At 67.3% G+C, this 25222-nt stretch carries 20 protein-coding genes and 1 pseudogene; 16 read left to right on the top strand and 5 right to left on the bottom strand.

Annotated elements, in window-relative coordinates:
• Positions 1-68 precede the first annotated feature (68 nt).
• A complete protein-coding gene (locus tag BLW75_RS07700; RefSeq protein ID WP_034307212.1) occupies positions 69-1763 on the bottom strand; it encodes a glycoside hydrolase domain-containing protein in 1695 nt (564 codons plus the stop codon).
• 145 nt (positions 1764-1908) lie between these two features.
• Here BLW75_RS07700 and BLW75_RS07695 point away from each other — a divergent pair, with 145 nt between their 5' ends.
• The 5 genes from BLW75_RS07695 to BLW75_RS07675 all read left to right on the top strand — a co-directional run bounded on the left by BLW75_RS07695 (position 1909) and on the right by BLW75_RS07675 (position 6434).
• Positions 1909-2826 carry a peptidoglycan-binding protein gene (locus BLW75_RS07695; protein ID WP_034307210.1) on the top strand — a complete coding sequence of 306 codons (918 nt, stop codon included), beginning with the start codon at positions 1909-1911 and terminating at the stop codon, positions 2824-2826.
• A gap of 26 nt (positions 2827-2852) precedes the next feature.
• Positions 2853-3824: a penicillin-insensitive murein endopeptidase gene (locus tag BLW75_RS07690; RefSeq protein ID WP_034307209.1), complete on the top strand. Its 972-nt coding sequence runs from the start codon at positions 2853-2855 to the stop codon at positions 3822-3824.
• A gap of 79 nt (positions 3825-3903) precedes the next feature.
• Complete coding sequence (locus BLW75_RS07685) at positions 3904-4332, top strand: hypothetical protein (RefSeq protein ID WP_143055306.1); 429 nt, start codon at positions 3904-3906, stop codon at positions 4330-4332.
• Between the two features lie 921 nt (positions 4333-5253).
• On the top strand, positions 5254-5781 hold the full coding sequence (locus tag BLW75_RS07680) for a hypothetical protein (protein ID WP_143055305.1): 528 nt from the start codon (positions 5254-5256) through the stop codon (positions 5779-5781).
• A gap of 53 nt (positions 5782-5834) precedes the next feature.
• The gene (locus BLW75_RS07675; protein ID WP_034307202.1) at positions 5835-6434 is read left to right on the top strand and encodes a hypothetical protein; all 600 of its coding nucleotides are present in this window, start codon (positions 5835-5837) and stop codon (positions 6432-6434) included.
• A 256-nt stretch (positions 6435-6690) separates the two neighbouring features.
• On the opposite strand, the gene BLW75_RS07670 is transcribed toward BLW75_RS07675, so the two are convergent.
• The gene (locus tag BLW75_RS07670; protein WP_241783340.1) at positions 6691-7713 is read right to left on the bottom strand and encodes an alpha/beta hydrolase family protein; all 1023 of its coding nucleotides are present in this window, start codon (positions 7711-7713) and stop codon (positions 6691-6693) included.
• Positions 7714-7850: 137 nt separating this feature from the next.
• Between BLW75_RS07670 and BLW75_RS07665 the strand changes: the two genes are divergently transcribed.
• From BLW75_RS07665 to BLW75_RS07655, 4 genes are all read left to right on the top strand, one after another.
• The gene (locus tag BLW75_RS07665) at positions 7851-8486 is read left to right on the top strand and encodes a GNAT family N-acetyltransferase (RefSeq protein ID WP_034307200.1); all 636 of its coding nucleotides are present in this window, start codon (positions 7851-7853) and stop codon (positions 8484-8486) included.
• Positions 8483-9361, top strand: a complete 879-nt coding sequence (locus tag BLW75_RS07660) for a DNA-binding transcriptional regulator (RefSeq protein ID WP_034307197.1) — start codon at positions 8483-8485, stop codon at positions 9359-9361. The genes BLW75_RS07665 and BLW75_RS07660 overlap by 4 nt, the downstream gene beginning before the upstream one ends.
• Positions 9362-9807: 446 nt before the next feature.
• Entirely contained in the window at positions 9808-9975 is a 168-nt protein-coding gene (locus BLW75_RS42740; protein WP_158005354.1) for a hypothetical protein, read from the top strand.
• A 32-nt stretch (positions 9976-10007) separates the two neighbouring features.
• A complete protein-coding gene (locus BLW75_RS07655; protein ID WP_034307195.1) occupies positions 10008-10796 on the top strand; it encodes an LLM class flavin-dependent oxidoreductase in 789 nt (262 codons plus the stop codon).
• 64 nt (positions 10797-10860) lie between these two features.
• Here the strand turns inward: BLW75_RS07655 and BLW75_RS07650 are convergent, their stop codons facing one another.
• Positions 10861-11784, bottom strand: a complete 924-nt coding sequence (locus tag BLW75_RS07650) for an alpha/beta hydrolase (RefSeq protein ID WP_034307192.1) — start codon at positions 11782-11784, stop codon at positions 10861-10863.
• A 17-nt stretch (positions 11785-11801) separates the two neighbouring features.
• A complete protein-coding gene (locus tag BLW75_RS07645) occupies positions 11802-12716 on the bottom strand; it encodes an alpha/beta hydrolase (protein ID WP_034307190.1) in 915 nt (304 codons plus the stop codon).
• A gap of 174 nt (positions 12717-12890) precedes the next feature.
• On the opposite strand from BLW75_RS07645, the gene BLW75_RS07640 reads away from it, so the two are divergent.
• From BLW75_RS07640 to BLW75_RS43435, 3 genes are all read left to right on the top strand, one after another.
• A complete protein-coding gene (locus tag BLW75_RS07640) occupies positions 12891-13754 on the top strand; it encodes a helix-turn-helix domain-containing protein (protein ID WP_034307188.1) in 864 nt (287 codons plus the stop codon).
• A 123-nt stretch (positions 13755-13877) separates the two neighbouring features.
• Positions 13878-14033 carry a hypothetical protein gene (locus BLW75_RS43180; protein WP_198935671.1) on the top strand — a complete coding sequence of 52 codons (156 nt, stop codon included), beginning with the start codon at positions 13878-13880 and terminating at the stop codon, positions 14031-14033.
• Positions 14034-14258: 225 nt separating this feature from the next.
• Positions 14259-14468 (top strand): nitroreductase family protein, encoded by a 210-nt coding sequence (locus BLW75_RS43435; protein WP_241783338.1) that lies wholly within the window; start codon positions 14259-14261, stop codon positions 14466-14468.
• Between the two features lie 30 nt (positions 14469-14498).
• Here BLW75_RS43435 and BLW75_RS07630 read toward each other — a convergent pair whose 3' ends face one another.
• Positions 14499-16151: a hypothetical protein gene (locus BLW75_RS07630; RefSeq protein ID WP_034307185.1), complete on the bottom strand. Its 1653-nt coding sequence runs from the start codon at positions 16149-16151 to the stop codon at positions 14499-14501.
• Between the two features lie 605 nt (positions 16152-16756).
• On the opposite strand from BLW75_RS07630, the gene BLW75_RS07625 reads away from it, so the two are divergent.
• The 4 genes and pseudogenes from BLW75_RS07625 to BLW75_RS07610 all read left to right on the top strand — a co-directional run.
• Positions 16757-22624 (top strand): PA14 domain-containing protein, encoded by a 5868-nt coding sequence (locus tag BLW75_RS07625; RefSeq protein WP_091597067.1) that lies wholly within the window; start codon positions 16757-16759, stop codon positions 22622-22624.
• Positions 22624-23415, top strand: coding sequence for a HEAT repeat domain-containing protein (locus BLW75_RS07620; RefSeq protein WP_034307182.1), 792 nt, complete (start codon positions 22624-22626; stop codon positions 23413-23415). The genes BLW75_RS07625 and BLW75_RS07620 overlap by 1 nt, the downstream gene beginning before the upstream one ends.
• Before the next feature lie 156 nt (positions 23416-23571).
• On the top strand, positions 23572-23778 hold the full coding sequence (locus BLW75_RS07615; protein WP_034307180.1) for a hypothetical protein: 207 nt from the start codon (positions 23572-23574) through the stop codon (positions 23776-23778).
• 615 nt (positions 23779-24393) lie between these two features.
• Positions 24394-25116, top strand: a pseudogene (locus BLW75_RS07610) (amidohydrolase family protein); the annotation flags it as partial.
• Between the last annotated feature and the right edge of the window lie 106 nt (positions 25117-25222).

The raw sequence follows: 25222 nt of genomic DNA, 5'->3' as shown, positions 1-25222 counted from the left end.
CGACGGTAGGAAGCGGGAGCGAGCGTGGACAATCGTTTTCGCCTGAGTGAAAAGGTCCGGCACGACGCTCACCGGCCGGCCTGCAGCGCGCCCCAGGTGGCCTGACCGACCACGCCGTCGACACCGAGCCCGCGGGAGCTCTGGTAGTCGCGGACCGCCTTTTCGGTGTTCGGCCCGAACGCGCCGTCGATGGCGAGGGTCTTGCCCGAGGCGGCGGTGAGCGCTCGTTGCAGGCGGTTCACCGCGGCGCCGGTCGCCCCCGGCCGCAGGGTGGGTGTGTCCCCTGTGGACAGTAGCGCGGTCCACGTGCGCGCTTCGATCTCACCGGTCGCGGTGAGCCCGTGAGCCTGCTGGAACGCCTTGGTGGCGGACACCGTCGCTTCGTCGAAGGTGCCTGTCGGCCGTCCGGTGGCCGACAAGAGGCATTGCGCCGCCTTGACCGGGTTCCCGGTCGCGCCCGAGGCGATTCGCGGGTACGCGGTGAAGTCGAGGCTCACCGTGTCACACGGCAGCGTCGTGCCCGGCCCGACGTCCAGGTAGTCACGGTCGATACCAGGGATCCTCACCCCGCCCCAGGTTTCGGCGACCTCACCGGCGTACTGGTGGATCCGCTGATGATTCGCCCAGTAGGTGTTCGGGGCGTAGGAGCCGGTGTCGGTGTCGGCCTTGTCGTTCCACCAGGCGAACCAGATGTGGTCGGGTCTGATGTACGAGGTGTTCGTGTAGGCGCTGGCCAAGTCCTTGATCCCTGATCCGGCGCTGGTGTAGACGCCGGAAAGCCAGCCCTTCGCGTGCAGTGCTTCGGTCCAGCCGCTGACGTAGGACAGCACGCCGGCTTTGCACGCCGCCGTGGACGAGTAGCCCTCGATGTCGCTGTAGATCACACTGCCCGCGCCGAAACCGAGCGCGGTGTTGGCCGCGATCGCGCTCGCCGCGGCGTCCCGGCCCTGCTGCCGGGCGATCGCGGGATCATGGGACATCTTCAGCCGGTATCCGGTGCACGGGGCCTGTCTGCCGACGTCGGTGAGGATGAAGCGCCAGCCGCGGGCCGCCTGGTTCGCCACCCACGCCGGGGTGAGATTGGGCTGCGCGCAGGCACGGAGGTCACCACTGCTGTAGATGCCGACGGCCCGGTACGGAGAGGCTCGCCAGGCGTCCATCGTGGCCTGGGCCGGTGCGGCGCAGGTTTCGAATCCCTTGCCCTGGAAGGTCCCGGGCGCCACGATCGGCGCCGCCGCGGCCGCCCTTGCCGGTCTCGCGGGAAGGACGGCACGCGCACCGCCTGCGACCAGACGCGCGCCGGCCAGCGCTGCCCGCACCGTCCGTTCGGTCGCGCCGGTGTGGCCCGCGGTGATCAGTACGCCGGCGTCCGGGACGGCGACCCGGATGGTCCCTTCGCGGGAAGGAGTCCCGGGCGGTGGGGTGGCCGTCCCCGGCGGCGCGGTCTCCACGCCGCCGGGAACCTGTTCGGGTGTCAGGTCCGCGAGTGGTTCGATCACCAGACCCGCCGTGCGGCCGACGAGTTTCGCCGGACAGTCCGGTTCCTGGGTCTGGTGTCCCAAGTAGACGGTCTCGGAGTCGAACCGGACGCAGGTGCCCGGCGCGGCCGCCAGGTCGACCACCCGCCAGCCGTCGGGAACGTCGAGCTGGTAGCCGTGGTAGGTGACGGTGCGCGAGCCCGTGGCGGCATCGGCCGCCGGGGTCACGAGGGACAGCAGCGCGACCGCGAGTGCGGTGGCGCCTGCCCGCCGGATTCGTTTCATCGGTTCTCCTCCCGGAATCGAAGGCGGGAGGTTATCGGCGCGCGACCGGGCGCCGGAAGCGTTTTCGTGCCCGTGGAAAGGCTTCCAGCGCAAGGAATCCGCGTTCTAGGGTTCCGGCTCCGTACCTGCACGAACAAGGAGTGTCATGCGGCGCCTACTGACTTTTCTCGCCACCGTCGTGGCCATGGTGATGATCGGCGCGGGATCCGCGCACGCTGCGCCCGCCCCGGCGTGGCCGTTGGTGACAGGTGACTCCACCGGCCCGGAGGTGACATCGGCGCAGTACCTGCTCCGGCAGCGCGGCGCGCAGATCGAAGCCGACGGTATCGTCGGCCCGAAGACCCAGGCGGCGGTGAAAGCGTTCCAGACCGCACAGGGACTGACGGCCGACGGCATCGTGGGCCCCAAGACCTGGGGCAAGCTGGTGATGAACCTCGACAACGGCGCGACCGGCGAGGCGGTGAAGGGGGCGCAACACCAGCTGGCGCGCCACGGTTACCAGGTCAGACCGGACGGTACATTCGCGGCGAGCACCGCGACCGCGGTGACGGACTTCAAGACCAAGCACGGACTTCCCGCGACGTCGCTCGTCGACGCCACCACGTGGCAGTGGCTCATCGGCGGGACCCCCTCCGTCGCGGGCTGGTCGCTCCCGCTCCCGCGTACCGCACTGCCGCGCGGTGAGTACGACGATCCGCACCACGACTACCCGGCGATCGATCTGCCGGTCGGCTCGGGCACCCGTGCCCTCGCGGTCACCGCCGGGACGGTGGCGCTGGTCAACGACAGCTCCTGCGGCCGGGGTGTGGTGCTGACCGCCAACGGGGCTCGCTTCGTCTACTGCCATTTCTCCCAGCACGCCGTGGCGTCCGGGGCGACCGTCCAGGCGGGCCAGCTCATCGGCTACACCGGGAACACCGGGAACTCGACGGGGCCGCATCTGCATTTCGGCATCAAGATCGGCTCGACCAGCCATTGCCCGCAGCGGCTGCTGCTGGCGATCTACGACGGCGTTGCGCCTCCGGCACCGTCGAGCCTGCCCACCTCGGGCTGTTCCTACTGAAACCACTGCGAAATCCGGAGAATCCCATGCGCAGATTAGCGGCGGCGCTCGCCGTCCTGGTGCTGTCGGCCGGTTCGGCGATCCTCACCGTGACACCGGCCCAGGCGTACGGAAACGCCTTCTTCCACACCCAGAGCGGCGGAAACCGGGGCGTGGAGGTGCTGGCGATCCAGCATCTCCTCGTCCATCACGGGCACGCGGTACCCGCCTCCGGTATCTTCGACTCCGCCACGGTCGCGGCCGTCCGCACTTTCCAGACCGCCCAAGCCCTCGGAGTGGACGGCATCGCGGGACCGAAGACCTGGGCCGCCCTGGCGCCCACGGTCCGGGCGGGCGACAGCGGCGAGGCGGTCAAAGCGCTTCAACTGGGACTGAACGCCAAACGCAGGCTGAACCTGCCGGTGAGCGGGCGATTCGACGCGGCGACGGCCACGGCGGTCCGCGGCTTCCAGGAGCACGCCGGCATCGCCGTGGACGGTGTCGCCGGGCCCACCACGTGGAAGAACCTCGTCTGGCATCACGATTATCCCGACTTCGGCCAAGGGCTGTGCGATCAAGACCCGGACGGGAACGGAACGGCGGCCAACTGGGGAACCGGCGCCGCGGTCGCACAGCTCGAACACGCGGCGAAAACCTTCACGGCCAGTGGCCGCGGAAAAGTCCCGCTGGGGGACTTCGGTTTCGAACACGGCGGGGCCATCCCCGGGCACAGCAGTCACCGAGTGGGGCTCGACGTCGACCTGTGGCCGATACGGACCGACGGCGCGCAGTGCGGCGGAAGCAGGATCACCTGGCGCTCGTCCACCTACGACCGAGCGGCCACACGTGACCTGGTCAAAGCCATCCGCGCGGCCGCGCCAGGACACGTGAAGCTCATCTTCTTCAACGACCCCGTGCTGATCGACGAAGGCCTGACGACCAGCTACGCGAACCACGACAACCATCTGCATGTCCGCTACTGCGAAGCGGTCCATCCGAACAGCCTCTACGTTTGCTGACCCCTTCACAACCGGCGGAGAAGTCCACAGTGAACGGGTTGACGGCCGCGACCCCGGCTTCGGGTCGCGGCCGTCAGCCGTGACCCTGCGGCCCAGACCCGGTCATCGCGCTCCGCTGGACGTGGCCGATCAAGCCGCGGTCACCGTGCTCTCCCCGGAACGGGCGACGCAGTACCGGCCGCACGGCACGCACGGCTGGGATGGGCCGCTGGCCGACACCGTCGCCGACCAGCTCGCCGCGGCCGGGTCGGTCCAGGAGCGCGCGGATTCCGTACCCATGCCGACGCGGTGGCCGGCGAGGCAACGCTGCACACCTGTCGACGTCGTCAACAAGGAAACCCAGACCCAGGCGTGGATCCGGCTTCTTGGCGGGGCTCCCTGCTTGTGGCGCCGACTCGACCCGCCGAAGAGGGTTTCCCCTCACCAGCTCTTCGCACAGTTGGCGCACCATGTTGCAGACGGTGCGCCCTACGGCGACAGGGCCGGTCTGGCGAAGCTCACAGCCTGAATGGCCGACGATGCCGACATCGCCCAGCCGGAAGCGGACGCGGGAGCAGGCCCGGCGGACGTCGTGGCTGACCCCGTCGAGCTGAAGCGAGAGCCCTGAAGCACTCTGGTCGGCGTGTCCGCGTCGCGGCGCCCCCTGTGTTCGGAAAATGATCAGTTGGGTTGTTTGAGCCGCAGCGTGCGCATGTAGTCGGCTGCGGCGAGTGTGTTGCCATCGGGAATCCAGCCGTGGCAGTTCGTTCGTGGTGGCTCCCATGACGCGGCTCTCGTGGCGGAACGCGGCGCACTTGGGGGAACCGGCTTCCGAATTCGCGCGGACCAGGACGCGGCATTCGGACTTTCGAAGCAATTGGCGCTTATATCTATAATGGTGAAAGTGTATGATGGTCACCCGCTTGGCGGATTACAAGCCCTGGGAATTTATCGCTACGGTGTTGTATGTCAAGCGGTTGGACAGCGCGCAATGCTTACCTTGCTGCTTGAATCGGTCCTGCTCTGAATTCGTTTATGATGTGTGAAATGAGGTGCCTGATCCGATTCCAAGAGAAGAACCCGTGCTGCGGGTCAGTCCCGCTAGGTGTGCTAGGCGCTGTAGATGACGCCAGGAACTCGATGAGGTGTACATCGCTACATGTCCCTGTCTTGTTGTTCTCCGGCTGTTACGATAGCCGGTCCTTGCGGTGAGTGAAGTGAGTGATTTCAGGCCATCTCGGTCGCCGAGTTTCGGTATGCCTTGACGTTGCTTGAATCGCAAGAAATAAATATTCACCAGGTTTCATTGCGTTCAATTTGAGTCGAAGGGCGCGGCGGTCACCTGCTGGTCCAGCATGCTGCGCTTTATTCATCCGCACCATTGTGCGGACTTCAGAGGAGGGGTTTGGTAATGGGTATGAGACGATTTTTCGCTGTGTGCTCGACAGTCGTGGCTGCGGCAGGGCTGGGCGTTGCGGGAGCCGCGCCCGCGGGCGCGGCCGGTTCGACGCGCGTGGTCGAGGGCGAGATGCACATCGGCCGGTTCGACGCGGCGGTCGCCGAGGCGCACGGGTACGAGATCCGGACCAGATCGGACGGCACCCAGTACTCGGTGCGCAAAGGCGCTCCGGCCGACGCTCTCCCGATGAACGTGGTCGAGGGGAACTGTGGTCGTTCCTGGGTATGGGAGGACGGGATCGGCAACGCGTCCGTACGCCTGAATACTGGTTTCCACGTCCGCAACGCCGTTGCCGCTCGGAGTTGGCGCGTCCAACTGGACGACAACGGTGGGACGAGTACCCAGCCCTTCTCGGGCGGGGCCAGCGGCGCCTACTGGGACGAGACCCGCATCGTCCCCGGCCTGACCCGTGGACCCGGTTACGCCGTGGTCAGGAGCGATGGCTCGAACTTCGCGATCCTGACCGACGGGGCTGTCTGCTTCTCCGGTGGCCCCTCGGCCAGCACTATCATCTACTGAACCGACCACCCAGCGGGGCATCGCCCCTCCTGACCACGATTGCGATACCTCGCATGGACGCTGACAACAGCGGGGCCCCGCCTGCGCGAGGTCCCGCCCTCGCCGACTACCTCATCGACTTCCCCGCTCCGCTCGCGGTGGCCGGAGCCGACCTCGGGCTCGGCACGATCATCAGCTGGTCGAGCCACGGAGTCAACGACCTGACCTCGGCGCTGGAGTTGTTCTACGAGCAAGGCCCCCGCCTGGCTATGGCGATCACGACCATCCGCTCCACTCGCGGCATCGACCCACGCGGCCTGCCCCTCGAGACCCCCGCGCTCCACCTGAGCAACTTCCTCGCCCGTGCCGCCGTCCACGCCCACTCCGACCGCTACCGGTTCGATCCGGAGGATCCCGGCCCGGTGTCGGACCCCGCCGCTCGGCTCGAGCATGAACGGCGGACCCAGCACGCCACCGATCAGGCCCCACGCAGCACGGTGACCGTGCTCTGCGACGGGCGTCCGGTCACCGGCCGGCGCGTCACCGCGCTCGAGCACTCCGTCATCGAACTGCCCTGGCACGACGAACACACCGTGCTCTGCGTCGGCACACAGGACATCCTCGACAAGCTCACCCTGCGCACCTCCACGCCCGAGGATCTCGCCCACCTCTGACGCAACCGTGCTCTCCGGCGCTTCCCGTGCCGTAAGACACGGGAAGCGCCGGCAGGCCGAGGGCCGGGCAGGGAGATCAGCGCGGAGATCACCAGTGCCGCGGCGAGGAAACGATGGGCAGCCCGCATGGCGAAAGGGCGTGGCTCCGAAACCTGACCCGGGGCACGGCGTGGGCTTTTTGTTCGCAGCACCCACGGTTCGGTCTCTGCCGAGAATGCCCCGGTGTGTTGACTTCTTCGGTGGATTCATCGCGTTGTCAGGGCTTGCCGACCGATGTCAGGAACTCTTGCTGATCGTCGAGGTAGCCCGGGGTGAACAGTGAGCGCGGGGCGGCGATCGCGAGGAATGCGCTCTTGAGTTCCGAGTCCTCGATGTCCTTGGGGACGATGTTGTGGGTGGCGTCCGCGTAGCGCTTGACCTTGAGCTGGCCCGGCCCGGTGACGAGTTTCCGGTACCCGGAATCGGTGTCGTCGCTGTCGACGTGGATGTCGCGCCCGCCGAGGATCAGCAGCACCGGTACTCGGACGGCGGCCAGGTCTTCGGACGCGTCGGAGGTGTGGTTGCGGCGGTTGAAGGCCCAGCGTTCCGGGGACAGGCCGGTGACGTCGCCGCCCGCGGCCTGGTACTGCTCGAAGGTCTCGCTGTCCTTCAGGGCACGCAGGTTCGCGTCGCTCTTGGCGACCGCGGCGGCGACCTCTTCGGCTGGTGCGTTGCGGTCACGCATTCCGGCGAGCAGGTCGTAGCGCCCTTGTCGGAGCCAGTTGATCGCGGGCCCCACGGCGATGATGAAGCGGACGTCGGGCGATTGCCGGGCGGCTTTGGGCATGACCCAGCCCGCCTGACTGGCGCCCCACAGGCCGATCCTCTGGGGGTCGATGCCCGGCTGGGTCTTGGCCCAGGCGATCGCGATGAGGGTCTCGGCGGCGCGGTCCTGCATGCTCTGGTTCAGCCAGTTGCCGGGAGCACTGTCGATGCCGGGCTTGTCCCACGACAGGGTCGCGTAGCCGGCCTTGGCCATCGCCTCCCAGATCGGCCGGTAGAAGGTGTCGTGGGTGGCGTTGGTCGGCCCGTCCCCGTGGACGAACACGACCAGGCCGTACGGGCCCTTTCCTTCGGTCGGTCGGGCGAGGACCCCATTCAGTGGTTGCGCTCCGCCGGTGATCGTCACCCGCTCCTCGGCGAGGTCGTAATCGTTCTGGTAGATGATCCAGCCACCGGCGCCGACCATCAGCAGCATCACCGACACCAACGACACCCAGAGCCACTTGCGCCTGCGCACCCGTTCACCTATCTATCGAAATTGAAACGACCGACTTGTATGCGATAGCTAGTGCACAGTAGCATGAACCTATCGCTACATGTACGACCGGTGATTGAGTGATAGTTTTGCGGGTGCTGTGAGAAAGGGGCCATGACATGGCGGCGGAGGAGACGGACACCGGCAGCGGGCCGGTGACGCTGCGGCGGAGCGTTCCCGCCGGAGCCGAGCGGCGGGCGGCCGAGCTGTGCTGGGGCGCCTTCGGCCGCAAACTCGGCCCGGCGCTGAATCCGCCGGACAAGGCGGTGCCCTTCCTCGCCGCCCGCCTTGACGCCGATCGCGCGGTGTGCGCGTTCGCCGGAGGAGAGCTGGTCGCTTTCGCGGAATATCAGCTCGGCGGCCAGGAACCCGCCAAGGGGGCGGCCACCGCCGTGCTGCGCACCTATGGGCGGATACGCGGGCTGTACCGGCTTGCGCTACTCGCCCTGTTCGAAAACCACCCGAAACGAGGGCGGCTCGTGGTGGCCGGCATCGCCGTGGATCCAGGCTTTCGCGGCCAGGGTATCGGCAGTCTGCTCGTCGAGGAACTGGCTGCCATCGCGGCCGAGCGGGGCTGCCGGGAGATCAGGCTGGACGTGATCGACACCAACTCGCGTGCCAAGGCCTTGTATGAACGGCTCGGCTTCGCGACGGTAAGAACCATACGCACGCCCTATCTGCGTAGGCTGCTGGGATTCGGTGCGGTGACGACCATGTGCCGCAGCGTCGCGCCGAAAGGATTACCGGCACAGTGACCGATCACGTCGAGGTTCCCACTCGCATGCTCGTGCACGCGCTCGTCCGGGAGGACGGCACGGTCGACGCGGACGAGTTGTACACCGTCGCCGCGACCCTCGGTATGAGCGACCAGCAGGTACGGCTGTGCATCAAACGTCTCGTGGCCGAGGGCGCTTTCACGCACCAGGGCCGCGGCCGCAAGGCGCTGCTGCACGCCACCACGGACACCACGGACGCGTTCGGCCCCACCGCGGAGTTTCTGCGCCACGCGTTCCGTCAGGACGCCGGGCTCGAGCCCTGGGACGGAGTCTGGCATTTGGCCGCCTTCGCGGTGCCCGAATCCGCGCGCAAGGCCCGGGACGCCCTGCGCGACACTCTTGTACACCTCGGCGGCGCTTCCCTCCAAAATGGACTGTACGTCAGCGCCAATGCCTGGGAGCCCTACGTCGAAGAGGCAGCGGGCAGGCTCGGCGTCCTGGACGCGCTTTCCCTTCTGAGCACAACGGACCTGCGCAAGGGGGATACCCGAGACCCGGTCGAACTCGCCCGTCGTCTTTGGCCTCAGCGAGAGATCGCGGATCGGTATCACCGCCTCGGCCGCATAGCCCAGTCCCGCCTCGAGCGACTCACCGGTCCGGTCGCGCTCTCCTCTGCCGAGCTGGTCACGACGGCCGTCGAACTGGCGGCCGAACTCACCCGCGCTATGGATCCCGACCCGCTGCTGCCACCTCAATTCCTGCCCCGGCCCTGGCCCGGAGCCCAGGCCCGCGAGCTGGTCGCCCGATGCTGGGCGGCGCTGTACGAACGGGACCATGGCGAGGCCATGCCAACCATCTTTCCCCGCTACGCCGACATCGCGCGGGAAGCGGCGGCGACACACCGCGGCGGCTGAGGCCAGCTCACCGGGTTCGCACGGACCGGACTGCGGAAACATCTCGGCGCGGTCGTCGGGGCCGGCCAGGTCGCGCTTGTCATAACCCAGGTGGCCGGTGATCTCGCCGCTGCACATACACCACAGCGTTCGCGAAGACATCCGTCAGATCATCCGGACCCCGCCGATCGCTCCACACATGGTCGACATGCCTAACCGCGCGTACGCGCAGCCGGCTACCGGCCCGTCGGCATTTGCGAACGCATCGCCCAACGCGACGGCATCCGGCATGACACCGTCTTCGTTGAACGACGTAGCCCGGTCAGCCGGCCCGGTGGCTCATTGCCCACGGCGTCGCGATGACGGGCCGCCGCGCCGGCTGGGGCTCCATCCGGCCTACACGACGTCGAAGTACGGCATGACGCTGCTGACGATGGGCCTGGGCCGCCGAGTTCGCCGCGGACGGGGTGCCGGCGTCCTGCCTGTGGCCGGAGACCCTGATCGACACCGCCGCCCTCGCCCTGCTCGGCCTGCCGCACGAGCACAGCAACGGCCGCGCGTTCATCGAAGTCGGCGTCACGGACCTGAGCCGGTACGGCGATGCCAACGCGCACAAGGACATCTTCGTCGATTAGACGTGCGCCGGGGTGGGACTAGCGTCGAGAGCATGACAGAAGTACGTGTAGGAGTGGTGTTCCGTCCGCAATTGCCGCCGGAGGAGCTGAGGGAGACCGTCGTCGCGGCCGATGAGGCCGGTATCGACGAGTTGTGGCTGTGGGAGGACTGTTTCCTCGAAGGTGGTCTCACCAGTGCCGCGGCCGCGCTGGCGTGGAGCGAGCGGCTCACCGTCGGGATCGGCCTGATGCCGGTGCCGCTGCGCAACCCGGCCGTGGCCGCCATGGAGATCGCGACGCTGGCGCGGATGTTCCCCGACCGGTTCGTCCCGACCCTCGGGCACGGGGTGCTCGACTGGATGGCGCAGGTCGGCGCCCGGGTCGCGTCGCCGATGACGTTGCTGCGCGAGCACGCCGACGCCGTCCGGCGGCTGCTGCATGGCGAGACCGTCAGCGTGACCGGACGCTATGAGAACCTCGACGCGGTGGCTCTGGACTGGCCGCCGGTGCGGGTCCCGCCGCTCATCATCGGCGGGCGGGGGCCGAAGACCGTCGCGTTGGCCGGCGAGGTGGGCGACGGCGTGCTGCTCGACTCCCTGCTGGCCACCCCCGACTATGTCGCTTCCGAGGCCGCCCGTGCCGCCGAGGCCGCGCAGGCCGCGGGCCGACCAGCGCCGCAGGTCATCGTTTTCGCCGAGATCGAGCCGGACGTACCAGCCCTTGGCGACCGTGCGCGCGCTCTGATCGACGAGCTGGCCGCCGCCGGTGCCACCTCCGTCATCCTGCAAGGCACGTCGCAGCACCCGGACCCGGGCCCGCTCATCGCAGCGCTGTCCCGCTGACAACCGCCTACGGCCGACCAGGAGGGGCGTCCGCTCCGGCAGCCGCCCCTCCTTCGCTGTCTGATCAGAGGTTTTCTTCGAAGAAGGCGCCCAGCTTGGTCAGCGCCTGGTCGACGTACTTCGGCTGGTCGTACAGGTCGTAGTGGCTCGCGCCTTGCACGACGAAGATGTCCTTCTTCTCCGAGCGGGCCCGGTCGAACAGTTCGAATCCGTCCCGGTAGGACCCGAATCCGCCCGGGACGTCACCGACGATGACCTGCAGTGGCTGCGTCAGCAGCACTTCGGCCAGATGGAAGGCGTCGAAGCCGACCGCTGCTTCCAGGCCGGAGAAGCGCAGCTTGTTGGGAGATCCGGCGCTCTGCCCCCTGGGGGTGGTGTAGTACTCGACGGCGTTGACGATGTCGATGTCGGTGATTCCGGCCTTCTCCCGCTCCTCGACCGAGGTGGGGATGTAGGTGGTGATGTGCGGCTCCGCACCACGGGCCTCGGCGGTGCGCTGCTTGCCGATCGCCTCGAGCGTCGCGACCGCGGCGTTGGCGCTCAGGTCGCCCTCGCGCAGGAGCCGCCCGTAGTTCGCGGCGACGACGGTGCCCAGTGCCTTGATGCGGTGGTCGGTCATCGTGGCGTTCGCGGCGTAACCACCGCCGCCGCAGATCCCGACCACGCCGATGCGGTCTTCGTCGACGTAGTCCTGCGTCACCAGGTAGTCGATGGCGCAGCGGAAGTCCTCGACCCGGGTGGCGGGGTCTTCGAGGTAGCGCGGCTCGCCGCCGCTCGCGCCCTGGTGCGACGCGTCGAACGCCAGGGTCACGTAGCCGAGCTCGGTCAGCCGCTCGGCGTAGATGCTGCCGGACGTCTGCTCCTTGCAGCTGCTGATCGGGTGGGCGCAGATGATCGCCGGGTGCTTCTTGGCCGGGTCGAAGCCCTCCGGGAAGCGGACATCCCCGGCGACGTCCCACGTGCGGTTCTTGAAGGTCACGGATTCCATGGGGGTTGTCCTTTCGTTCAGGCGGTCAGGTGCTCGCCGAAGAAGCCGGTGAGCTTGGTGACCGCGGGGGTGACGTACTCGTCCTGGTCGTAGAGCGCGACGTGGGTGGCACCGTCGATGACGAACAGCTCCTTGGGCCCGTCGGCCTTCTCGATGGCCTCACGGCTGAAGTAGCCGGTGTCGGCGTCGGAGCCGATGATCATCAGCAGCGGCCGGGGCGCGATCAGCTTGATCATCGCGTAGGAGTCGTACTGCGCGATCTGGTCGATGCTGCGCAGCGGCCACTCGTTGGTGGAGTTGGTGTGCCCGCCGCGCGGGGTGCGGTAGTAGTCCTGGGCCTCGCGGTACAGGGTCGGCGCTTGCTCCAGCCCTTCAGGGCTTTCCGGTGCCCAGTTCTGCACGGCCGGCGCCTCGCCCCGTGCCTCGGCGGTGCGCAGCGCGCCCGCCTGGTCCAGCATGGCCTGCAGGACTTCCGGGCCCTGGGTGCGGCCGAGACCTTCGACGAGCAGGCTGCGGATGTCCACGGCGCTGACCGTGGCGAGGGCCTTGATCCGGTGGTCGGTCTGCGCGGCGAACGGGACGTAGCCGCCGGACGCGCAGATGCCCAGCGCGCCGATCCTGGCCGGGTCGATGTCGTCGCGGGTGGTCAGGTAGGTGACCGCGGCCCGGACGTCCTCGGCACGCTGGAAGGGGTTCTCCAGGCCGCGAGGCAGGCCCTCGCTCTCGCCCTGATACGCGGCGTCGAACACCAGCGTGGCGTAACCCTCGCGGGCCAGGCGCTCGGCGTAAATCGACGCGGTCTGCTCCTTCACGCCACCGCCGGGGTGGGACACGACGACGGCGGGCAGCGGGGCACCGGTGTGGTCGTCCGGGGTGTACAGGAGACCGGCCAGCGCGAGCCCGGCGCTCGGGAAGGTGACGTTCGTCTTCATCTTGAGGATCTTTCTTTCGGCTTTTGTTCCGGCCGGGCGTTTCGTTCGGCCTCGTATTCGAGACTCACACGCCTCACGTGCTCCTACAATGGGACGGTTCCAGCCCCGCACACCACTGTCCAGGGACACAATTGGCCCAGGCTCCCGAGTTGCATCTGTTGCGACAATGGGGTCATGAGCAGCGACGACCACGCCAACGAACTGGGGGAGTTCCTCAAGGCCAGGCGATCCGAGGTGAGCCCCCGGACGGTCGGGCTGCCCGAGACCGGTGCCAAACGGCGGGTCAAGGGGCTGCGCCGTGAGGAGGTCGCCCTTCTGGCCTCGATCAGCCCGGACTACTACACCCGTATCGAGCAGGGCCGTCGGCAGGCGTCCGCGCCGGTGCTCGACGTCCTGGCGCGAGTGTTGCATCTGGACGACGACGAACGCGAATACCTGTTCGAACTCGCCGGAAAAGAGGCCGAACGGCCACGACGCCAATCCGCGCAGAAGGTGTCACCGCAGTTGTTGCGGGTGCTGGATGAACTGACCACGAGCCCCGCACTCGTACTCGGCAGGCGAATGGACATTCTCGGCTGGAATCGGATGGCTTCCGCGCTGCTGGTGGATTTCTCGGAGATCCCGGAAAAGAAGCGGAATTACGTGTGGCTGATGTTCTCCGACAACACTTTCAGGAGCTTGCACGTCGAGTGGGAGGCCATGGCGCGCACCGCCGTGTCGATGCTCCGGATGGAAGCCGGCCGCAACCCGCACGACCAGCGGATGGCCGCCCTGGTCGGAGAACTGTCGATGAAGGACGACGACTTCCGCTCCTGGTGGGGCGATCACCGCGTCACCGCTCGCGAGCGGGGCAGCAAGACGCTCCGCCACCCCGTCGCGGGCGAGCTGACGCTCGACTGGGACGCACTCACCTGTACGAGTGACCCCGAGCAGCAGCTCATCGTCTGGACCGCCGAGCCTGGCAGCGTTGCCCACGACGGCCTCAGGTTCCTGTCGTCGTGGGCGGCGAGCGAGGACCGCTCAGCGGCGGATCACTGAGAACGCGCTACAGCAGTTCGGCGTTGTGCCGCGCCGACGGTTCCTGCCCAGAGCCTGCAGATGCTGCCCGAAGGGCGTGCGTGCGGTGACCTGGTCGGTGGTCTCCGGGCCAGTGTGGTTGGGGTGACCGCTGAGCTGCTGCACCGTGCCATGACCGATCCCGGTGACCTTGCTTTGCGCTCCCTGCCGGCCCGTGCCGCGCTTCTGCTTAAGAAGCCGCAGGCCCACCTCGGCTGGTCGCGCACCTCCGCGCGGTTCACGACGTTGCCTGTCGGTTGACGGAGTGGGTCCATCAGCATCATCCCGACGAGCGGTTCGATGGGGACGCCGTGGCGTTCGGCGCGGCCATCGAGACATCGGGAAAGCCGAACACCCCGACGAGTTGTCCGGGCCAGGCTCCGCTCATGAGCAGGCCGGATATCAGCTGTTGCTGAAACTGGGGTCGAGGAGGATTTGGCACGTTTCGCCAGCACGCACGCATCGTGGACCGCGGTCGGGGTCAGTGTGGAAGACCTGCTGGTCAGCCTTGCCGACAAGGTGTGGAAGGCCAAGCGCGTGCCAGACTTGGAAGAGTTGAACACGGCGCGCTTGGCAGCTTCTAGCGGTCAGCAGCCGTGGGAAGTATTCATGGCGCTGGATGACGTGCTTGACCGGATCGCGGCTGACGCGGACGGCCGACTGGCCTTTCAAGCGAGCTATCCGGTCGCGGCGTGACTCGCTTCCGCCACGGTCGCCCGGCTGCGCTTATTCCTGTGGTTGCAATCGGTAGAGGGACCCGTTCTTGACGGCGATCACTCCGTCGATCGTCGCACCGGGTGGTGCGACGGCCTGCCAGGCCATGCCTTCCGGTGCCGCGGTCGTCGTCTTGGCGACCGAACTCGGCAAGCCGATGAGGCCGCCGCCGATGACGATGTCGTTCTGGTCGACGACGAGGATACAGTCGGCCCGGGCTCCGCCGATGGTGGTCCACCCGCTGAGGACGGTGTCCCCGGTCAGCGGGGTGCCGGTTTCCCCGCGCGTGTCGCCGGGGTCGGTGCCGTGGGGGAGTGGTGCCGAGCTCGGGAGGTGGCTGCCGAGTTCGGGGCCGCCGCAGCCGAGGGTGAAGGTGTCGTTGAAGGGGTAGGCGCCGAGCGATCGGGCGGCGGGTGCGGCGGCGCGTTGGATGTGCAGGGTGTCGAGGACTGTGGGTGCGTCGACGCGTAGTGCGATGGCGGCGAGGTTCAGCGGGCTGTAGTCGTGGCGGACGCGTTCTGCTTTGGTGCCGCCGATGGCGTGGGTGACGAGGGCGATGGTCACTGTGGCGATGAGCAGTTGCCGTAGCGGCCATTGTGGACGGTTGATGGCCACCAACGCCAGGAGGGCGCTGGTGGCGAGTGCGCCGACGATGACGTAGCGGCTGATCAGCCCGACGTTGCCGCCGGCTACGTGGGCGGTCGTGCGGCCCAGCGCGAGCATTCCTGCGAGCAGGACGGCGTAGGCGGCGATCGCGATCCAGCCGGAAGTCCGCGGGTTCGCGACGCGACCGAGATGAACCAGTGCGGCGATGGTGATCCCGCCTGCGATCACCGCGACGACAGCAACGTCCGCCGACCAGAGTCCGCCGAGTGCTGCAGCGAAAACAGAAAGCCTGCCGTCTAGGTCGAACGATGAGGTGGCCAGCGATTGCTGACCGGACGGTTTGGTCAGAAACCATGCAGCGACAACGAGAACCCCGATCGCGCCAGGGATGAGAACGCGAAGTCGGGAGTCTTTACGGAGCCAGGCGATCAAGGCCAGGACGAACCAGATCGGCAGCGCCGCCCCAAAACTGAGGCAGCCCAGTGTCGCGGCGATACCCGCAGCCCAGGTCAGACCCCGATGCGCGCAGGCGATCGCGAGTACGCAGAAGAAGACCGCGGGAATCCAGCTGATCCCGTTGGTTCCCTGCAGCCACAGTTCCGCCGCGTGCGAGCTGAACAGTATCCACGAAAAACCCGTCAGTACGACGGCTTTCGTTGCAGTGGATAGAGAATTCGGAAGCATCGAGTACAGGCAGGCCACGATCCCGGCCACGAGCAGGACCGTGAGCATGGTCAGGATCCGGTTGTCCCCGCCAAACCATGCCGCGTCTGCCCAGAACAGCAGTGACGGCAGGACGAAGGGTTGGTCGAGGTGATAGGTGAACACCTGGCCGAACAGCAGGTCGCCGTTGTCGTCGGTGATTTTCGCCAGTACATGCCAATAATCGAGCAACACGTGCATTTTCGGTGTGCGTACGGCGGTGAACAGCGCCAGCCCGAACGGGGCGACCGTGAAGATCCACAACGCGATCGGGCCGGGTCGCCGCCAGGAACGGTGGCGCGGGGAACGCGGTAGCTCGTCCGTCGAGGCGGGACGAGCGGGGGCGTACTGGTTCACGGATCTCCTGCCAGGGTGGGGTGAGCCAGCCATCCGGAGGAATGAGGGGTTTGCCTGATTCGGCTCCGGAAGGGCTGTGATCAGTCTCCTACGGTATCGGTCAGTGTTTGGCAAGAGTGAGGTTCACCTCAGGTAGTGGTGTAACGACTGCGTGTGGTCGCGACGATCAAACGGCTCGGCTGGTCTAAACCGGCTGTTCGGTCGGCGTTGCAGTGCGAATTCCTCGCACCAGCGGCCGTCTCCTCGCCCGCGGCGTCCACATGCCGCGACGGGGATCGGGTGGCGGGAAGACCGCCTTGGGGAGGGGACTGCTTGTGTTCAGACCGCGTCGTGCCGTGGAAAGAACCTGGTGGGTCAGGAGCTTGACGCTTGCCCTGATCGCGATTTTGCTCATCAGCACTGCGCAGGCTGTGTCGAGGCCGCCGCGAGCAGAAGCGGCTCCTGCGCCGATCGATCCTCGTGAGGTCGCGGTTCTGGGATCACCGGCTCCGCCCGCGGGGCAGCCGGCGGCTCCGTCGACAGCGGATTTCGGAGCCAGATCGCGGCTTGATGGCGGTGCGGGCAGTCATTTCGATCCGCAGCGGTCGAAGCCGGTGTCGCGGTCGATGTTCGTCACCGAGTACGAGAACCCTGACGGAACCCGGTCGGTGCGGCAGTCGAACGAGCCGCTGAATGTGCAGGACGCGGCCGGGAACTGGCTGCCGGTCCAGACCACTCTGTCGACCGATCCCGCGACGAAGCGCGCGGACGCGGATCAGCATCCGCTGAGTCCGTCGCTGGCGACGAAGGCCGACGACACCGCCGTGCTGCAGGTCGAGTCCGGAGGGCACACCGCGAGCCTCGCGATGGACAAGGCCGCGGGCTCGACCGCCGCGGTGAAGGGCGATTCCGTCACGTATGCGGAGGTCGCGGCCGGGACGGACCTGGAGTACGAGGTCACACCGGGCGCGGTCAAGGAGACCATCAAGCTCAAGCGCCTGCCCGCTGACGGCAGGTCGTCGTGGAAGTTCAAGCTCAACACCGGTGGCCTGACGCCGAAACTGGAGAACGGCACCGTCGTCCTCGCCGATCAGGCCAGGGCGGCGAAGATCGTGATGCCGCCGATCGAGACCTGGGATTCCGCGGGCAACGGCGAGACCGCACCGGCGATGACCGGCGGCACCTACTCTCTGGAGCAGGCCGGTGCGGATTGGTGGCTGACCGTCGCCGTCGACGCGAACTGGCTGCGCGACCCCAAGCGCGTCTACCCGGTCTATGTGGACCCGACTTTCACCTACGGGGTGAAGGAGTCTCATTCGTACCGTTCGGACGGCACGAACTGCGACGCCTGTGGCCTGCGGATCGGCAACAGCCAGGCTAAGGGCGACACCTACAACCGCAGCGTGTTCAACGTGGATTACACGCCGCTGTTCGGCAAGACCGTCGTCGGTGCCCGCATGGACCTGACCCGCAACACGAGCGTGGTCGGGTCGGTGAAGACCTGGAACGCGAACCTGCACCACGCGTCCGCGTTCAACTTCAACGGTGTCGGCGGCTACATGACCAGCGCCCTAGTCGGTGACGTCGGCAGCTTCGTGGGCGAGGGCCTGACCGGATTCATCCGCGACCGGGTCAACGCCCGCGACGGCAGCGTGTTCTTCATGCTGATCGGCGCCGAAAACCCCGGAACCTGGACCTACAAGAACCTCAACGCCACACTCACCGTCGACACCGGCTCCCCGGCACCCGCCACCACGCTCGTCGCCCCTGCCGACGGCACCGTGTCGACCTCGCTCACCCCGACCTTGTCGGTCAAGCCGGTGACGGACCCGGACGGCGACGCGGTCAAGTACTGCTTCCGCATCGCGACCGGCGCCGACGCCAAATCCGGCGTCGTGGTCGAATCCGGCTGCCTGCCGACGCCGACGTGGACCGTTCCGGCGGGGGTCCTGCAGGACGGCGTCGCCTATACGTGGCAGGCGATGACCTCCAGCGGTGGAACCACGATCACACCGACATGGGTCGGTCACCTGAAGGTCGACCAGCGCATCGGTGACCACGGCCCCTCCCCGGTCGACACCGCAGGCCCGTTTTCCGTCAACCTCGCCAACGGCAACCTCAGCACGTCCCAGGAATCGCCGACGTTCACGACTGTCGCGGGTACCGCAGGTGTCACCTTCGCGTACAACTCGCAACAGACAGATAGCCGAGGGCTCAAGGCGTCCTACTTCGCGGATCTGTCCCACAACGGTCTGATCAGCGACGCCCAGCAGCCGACACTCGTCCGCACCGAACCCCAGGTCAACGTCGACTGGCGCACGGACTCTCCGTTCGCGCCTGCTCTGGCCGCGGATTGGTTCGTCACGCGCTGGGAGGGCTTTTTCGAAGCGCCCAAGGCCGGCACCTACCAGTTCGCCGGTGTGCACGACGACGGCGCGGTCGTCTGGATCAACAACGCCAAGGTCTACGACGTCGGTGTCCCCAGTGACGTGAACTGGACCCAGTCCACCAACGTCACGCTCAGCGCCGGTCAACGGGTGCCGATCAAGGTCGAGAACGCCGAGGCCACGGGCGCCGCCCGGATGACTCTGTTCGTCCGCACGACCGATAACACGACGGTCGCTCCCCAGATCGTCCCTGCCGAGTGGCTGTACACCAATGATCTGCCGGCGCTGCCCCGAGGATGGTCGCTGTCGGCCGATCTGACCGGTGCCGGAGCCAGCTACACCGAAGCCAAGGTCACTGACCAGAACATCGTCCTGACGGACGCCACCGGTGCGAAGCACACCTGGACCAAGAAGAGCACCGGCGGCTACACCGCGCCCGAGAACGAGGACGGGATCCTGGCCCTGGACACCGCTGGGCGAGTCACCTTGACCGAGGCCGGCACGGTGTTCGTCTTCGGCTCGACTGGCAAGCTCGAGAGCCAGTCGACTGTTCTCGACGGCCGCAAACCCGCCATTCTGCAGTACGTCTACGACGGAACCCCGTCTCGATTGCGGGAGATCAAGGACCCCGTATCGCAGCGTTCCCAGATCCTGCACTACGCGCGGGCGGGGAACGACTGCTACGGCGGCGTCACGCCTCCTGCGGGAGCTGATGCGACCGCGCCCGCGCAGATGCTGTGTCGTGTGAGCTACTGGGACGGCACCGAGACCCGGCTGTGGTACTCCCAGGGCCGCCTGGCCCGGATCGAGGACCCCGGTTCGGAGAACAACGACTACGTCTACAACGCCGATGGCTTGATGGCGGGACACCGTTCGCCGCTGGTCGTCGACTGGCTCGCCGCCAACCCCGGCACGCAGCCTGCGGACGACCGCAGCGAGATCACCTACGAGCAGGTCGCCGGCAAACCGAGGGTTACCAAGATCGTTAGCCCTGCCCCCATGCCGAACCAGGCCCGACCGGAACATGGCTACCAGTACGACCCAGCCGCCAAGACGACCAAGGTGACCCTCGCCGGGACCGCCCCGCCCAGCGGGTTCTTCAGCAAGGTCACCTATGACGACGCCGACCGGATGCTGTCCAGCACGGACGCCACCGGCAAGGTCAGCAGCCAGACTTGGAACTCCCGTGACCTGCAGCTGACGAGCACCGATCCGGCAGGCCGGATGTCGACCACGGTCTACGACCACGCCGACAGGGCGACAGACAAGTACGGACCGGCGCCGGCATCGTGCTTCGCTGGCCAGACACCGACCGCCGCATGCGCGAGCACGGTACCCAACACTCACACCGGATACGACGAGAATCTGCGCGGACTGGGCGGCGCGTTCTACGACAACTTGTCGCTGACTGGTGCGCCCAAGGCGTACGCCACGGGAATCGGGGACGCGACCGGCGCTCTCAAGAGCTCCTGGGAGTACGGCACCGCGGTGACTCCTGGCCTCACATCCGATGTCTTCTCGCTCCGCCTCACCGGCGAGATCGCATTCCCCGCGACCGGTGACTACCGGCTGCGCGCCTACGTCGACGACGGCATCCGCATGTGGATCGACGACCAGCTGGTCATGGACTACTGGCAGATCAGCAACCCCGCGTGGCGCGAAGCGACCGTCCGCAGCGACTCGCCGGGACAGATCAAGAAAATCCGGATCGACTACTACGACAACGGCGGCTACGCCAAGCTCGACCTGAACTGGACCACTCCCACGGGTGTCCAGGAACTCGTACCCGGCAGCCAGCTGCGTCCCCGCTACGGACTCACCACCTCGACCACGAACAGCGAATCCCACGGCGTCCCCGACAAGGTCACCACCACCCAATACGGCCAGAACGGTCTTGACCCCGTCTTCGGCCTGGCGACCAGCACCACCACCGGCACCGGTGGGACCCAGCTCACCGAGGGCACCAGCTACGAAACACCCGGAACGGGCTACCTCCGGCAAACCGCCAAGACCATGCCGTCTGGAGCCGTCGCCTCCACAACGACCAACTACGGCGACACCGAGACACGATCCAACCCCTGCGTCCCAGGCAGCCCCGCGGTGAACCAGGGCGGCATGCCGAAATCCTTGACCTCCGCAGCACCGGCCACCGGCACCCTGCGCGTCATCGAGGACGTCTACGACGCCTCAGGGCGTGTCATCGCCAAATCCGTCGCCGGCGACTGGATCTGCACCACCTACGACGCCCGTGACCGCGTCATCGCCGTGACATCCCCGCACAGCTCTGCAGCCGCCGCCCGCACGGTCACCACGACCTACGCCGCAGGAGGTGACCCGCTCACGACCACGGTCGCGGACAACCTCGGCACCATCACCACCAAGACCGACCGGCTCGGCCGGGTCATCTCCTACACCGACGTCCACGGAACCCGCACCAGCACCACCTACGACCTGGCGGGCAGGATCGGCCAGCGGACGGTCACACCACCGAACCCCGCGGACACACCGCAGACCACGGCCTACACCTACGACGACGCAGGCCGCCTCCTCACCGTCAAACTGGGCGCCGTCACCCTGGCCACAGCGACCTACGACAACGCCGGAGAAGCGGCGACCGTGGCCTACGCCAACGGCGCCAGCCTGACGGGGATCGGAGCGGACCAAGCAGGGAAGACCAGCTCCCTGACCTGGAAAACCAGCGATAGCCGCACCATCACGTCCGACGTGACCCGGACACGGGCTGGAACCATCGTCGACGAATCACAAGGCGGCACCGACGCTCGGCCCGATGGCCCAAACTACAGCTACGACAGCGCCGGCCGGCTCGTGGAAGCCTACGTCCCCGGCCACCACTACACCTACGATTTCACCTCGCCCTCCGCGGCCTGCCCGACTGGCACGCAAGCCAACGCCGGCGTCAACACCAACCGTGTCCGCCTGCTCGACCAGACCGCCGCGGGCACGGCTGAAACCGGGTACTGCTACGACGCAGCGGACCGGCTCCTCGCCACCACCGGGGCCAACGCCACAACCGGGATCAAATACGACTCCCACGGCAACACCGTCGAGTTCACCACCGGCGGGTCCACCACCTACCTCGGCTGGGACAGCACCGAACGCCACCTCACGGCCCGCACTGTCGGTCCTGATGCCGCTGATGTCGCCTACGTGCGGGACGCCACCGACCGCGTCACGCAGCGTGCCGCGTCCCAGGGCGACATCGTGACCAATGTGCTCTTGTCCTACACCGCCGAGGGGGACAGCGCCGACTTGGCACTCAGCCCAGACAAGCGGCTCCTGACACAGAGCATCAGCTTGCCCGGCGGCGTGCTGTACACCGTCCGTCACGGCGCAGAGAACCCGACGGCGACCTGGGACCTTCCCGACGTCCGCGGAAACATCATCGCGACCTGCGACGACACCGGCAAGCAGGTCGGCGATTCGCGCGCCTACACCCCGTTCGGGGAACCGCTCGACACCACGGGCAGCGTCAATGCCGACGCCGTCCCGGACAACCAACCTGGGCAGATGGACTATGGCTGGCTCGGACGCCATCAGCGCGCCTACGAGCACGCCGGCGCACTGTCCATCGTCCAGATGGGCGCACGGCCCTATAGCCCGCTACTCGGCAGATTCCTCTCCGTCGACCCGGTCGATGGTGGATCCGCCAACGACTACGACTACGTCTACGCCGACCCCATCAACGAGACCGACCTGACCGGCCAGTGCGTGCCGCGTGGACCACGATCCATGATCCGCTGCTTCGGCGGCATCGGCCGGGGCTTCATGAACGACATGAAACGAGCCGGGCACTGGATCAACTCGACGGTCGTACCCTGGGTAAAGCGCACCGCCTGGCCATGGGTCAAACGCACCAGCAAAAGCCTGATGCTCCGGTGGGCCGTCGGCATGGCCCGCGGCCTCCAGTACGTCGGCAACGGCTACCACGCGACCCGGGCAAGGGCCAGCCTCTTCTACCGTGTATTTTCCTGGAGATGTCTACAAAGAGCCAACGCAGTCGCGAACTCGTGGGGCATGCTAGGAATCAAATGGATTAAGTATACTGGGTATGGCGTGGGTTGTTTGTGGGGAATGAGGTTCGGATAATGACCGACACGTTCGGCCCAGGCTCATTGAATGCCGAGGCGGCAGCGATCTTCGCCGAGCTGTGTCGTGAACCGGCAGATGACGGTTACTTTCGTCGCCTGGTGGCTGATGACAGTCCTACGCTCGATGAGAGTCTCACCGCGGTCATCCGGGCCGCCACAGGACAGCACGACGTCATGGTGCTGGCATGCAGGGTGCTGATCGAACGGGACCCGTGGCGAAGTCTTGATTTCTTTCCGGACTTCGTCCGCCCGGCCGCGGTGGCACGGGAGCGGGGAGCGAAGATCCTTGCATGGTTCGCGCAGATCTTTGTGGGTGATCCCTCGCCCACGGCATGGCAGTTCGGCTATTCACGCCTTCGCAGCGTGGACGCGATCGGCGATTACACCCGGCTGGCCAAGCATCACTTTGCTGCGGTCCGGCTCGGGGCGATGCTCGGGTTGGCCGACACGGCCGACCTGGCCGCTCTCGATCCCCTCGCACGCGGACTCGACGATCGCTCACAGCGCGTCCGTGAGGCTGCGGCGAATGCCGTGCGCCGCCTTCGCCATGCGGGGCCGGTGAAGGACATTCTCGCTCATCCAGTTCATCAAAAGCTCATACAGGCGCTATCCGACAGGAGCGCCGAAGTCCGCATCGCAGCAGCGCGCGCACTCGGCTCGTTGGGCGATCACGACTCGCTTCGAAAGCACAGCCACTCCCTGCAAGAAGAAGGGGCGGAGCTTAAGCGGATCCTCAATGACCACGTCCCCCCGCTCGACAAAATCTGGCCCCTCGACGACACGACCTGACCCTTTCCGCGACCACGACCGTAGCCAGCGCCAGACTGAAGCGCGCCCACGTGACGCGCTGCACGGTTCGAATGCCGCGATCCTGAATGCGGCACGACGTGGGCTGTAGCGCTACATGTACGCCTCATTGGCGCTGTCGGGGCTGGTGCAGCACTCATGGCCGCGTCCAGGCGGCCCGCGATGGGCAGCGACATGGCGGCCGAGGTGTGCAGGAGCTCGAAGATCGTCGCGCCGAAGGTCTGGGCGGAGCCGGTCGCAACCTCGGCGGGCGAGGCGGGGTCGAGAGTGGAGAGCTCGTTGACGAGTTTCCACCACGCGGTGTCCGCCTGGCCGTGGTCGATCGTGATTCTGGCGGGCGCCTGATTCACATACGGCAGCAGTTCTCCAGAGAGCCGGGGGAGCTTCCAGGTAAGCGCCGCGGTTGCCTTCGCGGTGCGGGCGAGGGCGCGGGCAGGCGGTGTGCAGGCGCAGCGATCCGAAGGGGACAGCGCCGGAGCGGAACATCTTGCAGGGTAGTGCGATGGGTGTTGGTCTGGGTCTCGGTTGCTGGCCCGGGCTCCTGGTACCGGCTCCGCTCTCAGCACAGCCCCGATGCTTGGCGTATCTGCGTCGGCCAGAACGTCGACTTCACCGGCGATGACGGGACGACTTCGGTGTCAGACGAGATCAGGCTCGACGAAGCGGACCGCAAGGCGCACTGGCGGAAGGTCGTGCTGCGGCCCTTCCAGGTGCACACCGACACCCTTTCCTCAAATTCGAGGGAAACAGCAGGCTTCCTGCTAGGCAGCCATCACCAACGGCAAGGTGTTCGAGGTCCGGTAATCCGTCAAGCCAGCCCCGGGTTAGTGCTTCCGGAGGGAAGTTCACGCTGGGATTCATCCGGCGTGACGAACCGGGCCGCCCCCGAATCCTCCTAGGGTCGTCACCAGCGAGGCTAGGAGGGGAAGTATGCGCAGGCTCTTGCGCGGCGGTCGTGTCGTCGACCCGGACACACCGGTCGACGGATCGGAGGAGGTCGCGATCGCCACCGGCGAGACCGGCGCGGCGATGCACCATTGCCACGTCACCAGCACGGCGGCACGCCATGTCGACCGGGTGCTCGCCGCGCTGGAATCGAGCCGTTCCGCCGGATCGCGGGTGACGGTGGAGGCCTATCCGTACGGGGCGGGCTGCACCGCGGCTGGTGCGTTCTTCCTCGACCCCTCGCGGGTCGTGCTTCTGGAGACCGGCGAACGGATCGCCGACGAGGCGCGGTTGCGGCACGTCCGGGCCGAGATGCCGGGTGCGCCGTGCCTTCTCGAGTCGCTCGACGAGCAAGATCCGGGAGAACGGCCCCTGCTGCACAGGCCGGTCGCTTTCCCGACTCGCTCGTTGCGAGCGACGCGATGCCGACGTACTGGCCCGACGGCACCAGCGAGAGCACCCGATGGCCGCTTCCGCCGGGTGGGGCGACCCACCCGCGCACGGCGGGGGCGTTCTCGAAATCGCTTCGGCTGATGGTGCGCGAAACCGGCGCCTGGACCTGGCTGGAAGCGTTCCGCCGTTGCTCCTATCTGCCCGCGCGGGTGCTGGACGAGGTCGCGGCCGCGGACATCGTCGTCCTCGACCCGGCCACCATCACCGACACCGCCACGTATCTCGACCCGACCCGTGCTCACCGACGCGTGCCCGGGCAGGCCGCTGCGGGGCGAACCGCGGTGACCTGCCAGGACGCGGCCGATCTGGCAGACCGCGCCGGGCGTCAAGTCCGGAATACCATTCCGTCCGGTCGAACCAGCCGGTTCGGGCGAGGCCGGACCTACCTTCG

Origin of the sequence: Amycolatopsis lurida (assembly GCF_900105055.1) — a bacterium.
Lineage (GTDB): Bacteria > Actinomycetota > Actinomycetes > Mycobacteriales > Pseudonocardiaceae > Amycolatopsis > Amycolatopsis lurida.
The sequence above is the reverse complement of the archived record's forward strand: the minus strand, read 5'-3'. Positions and strand labels throughout refer to the sequence as shown.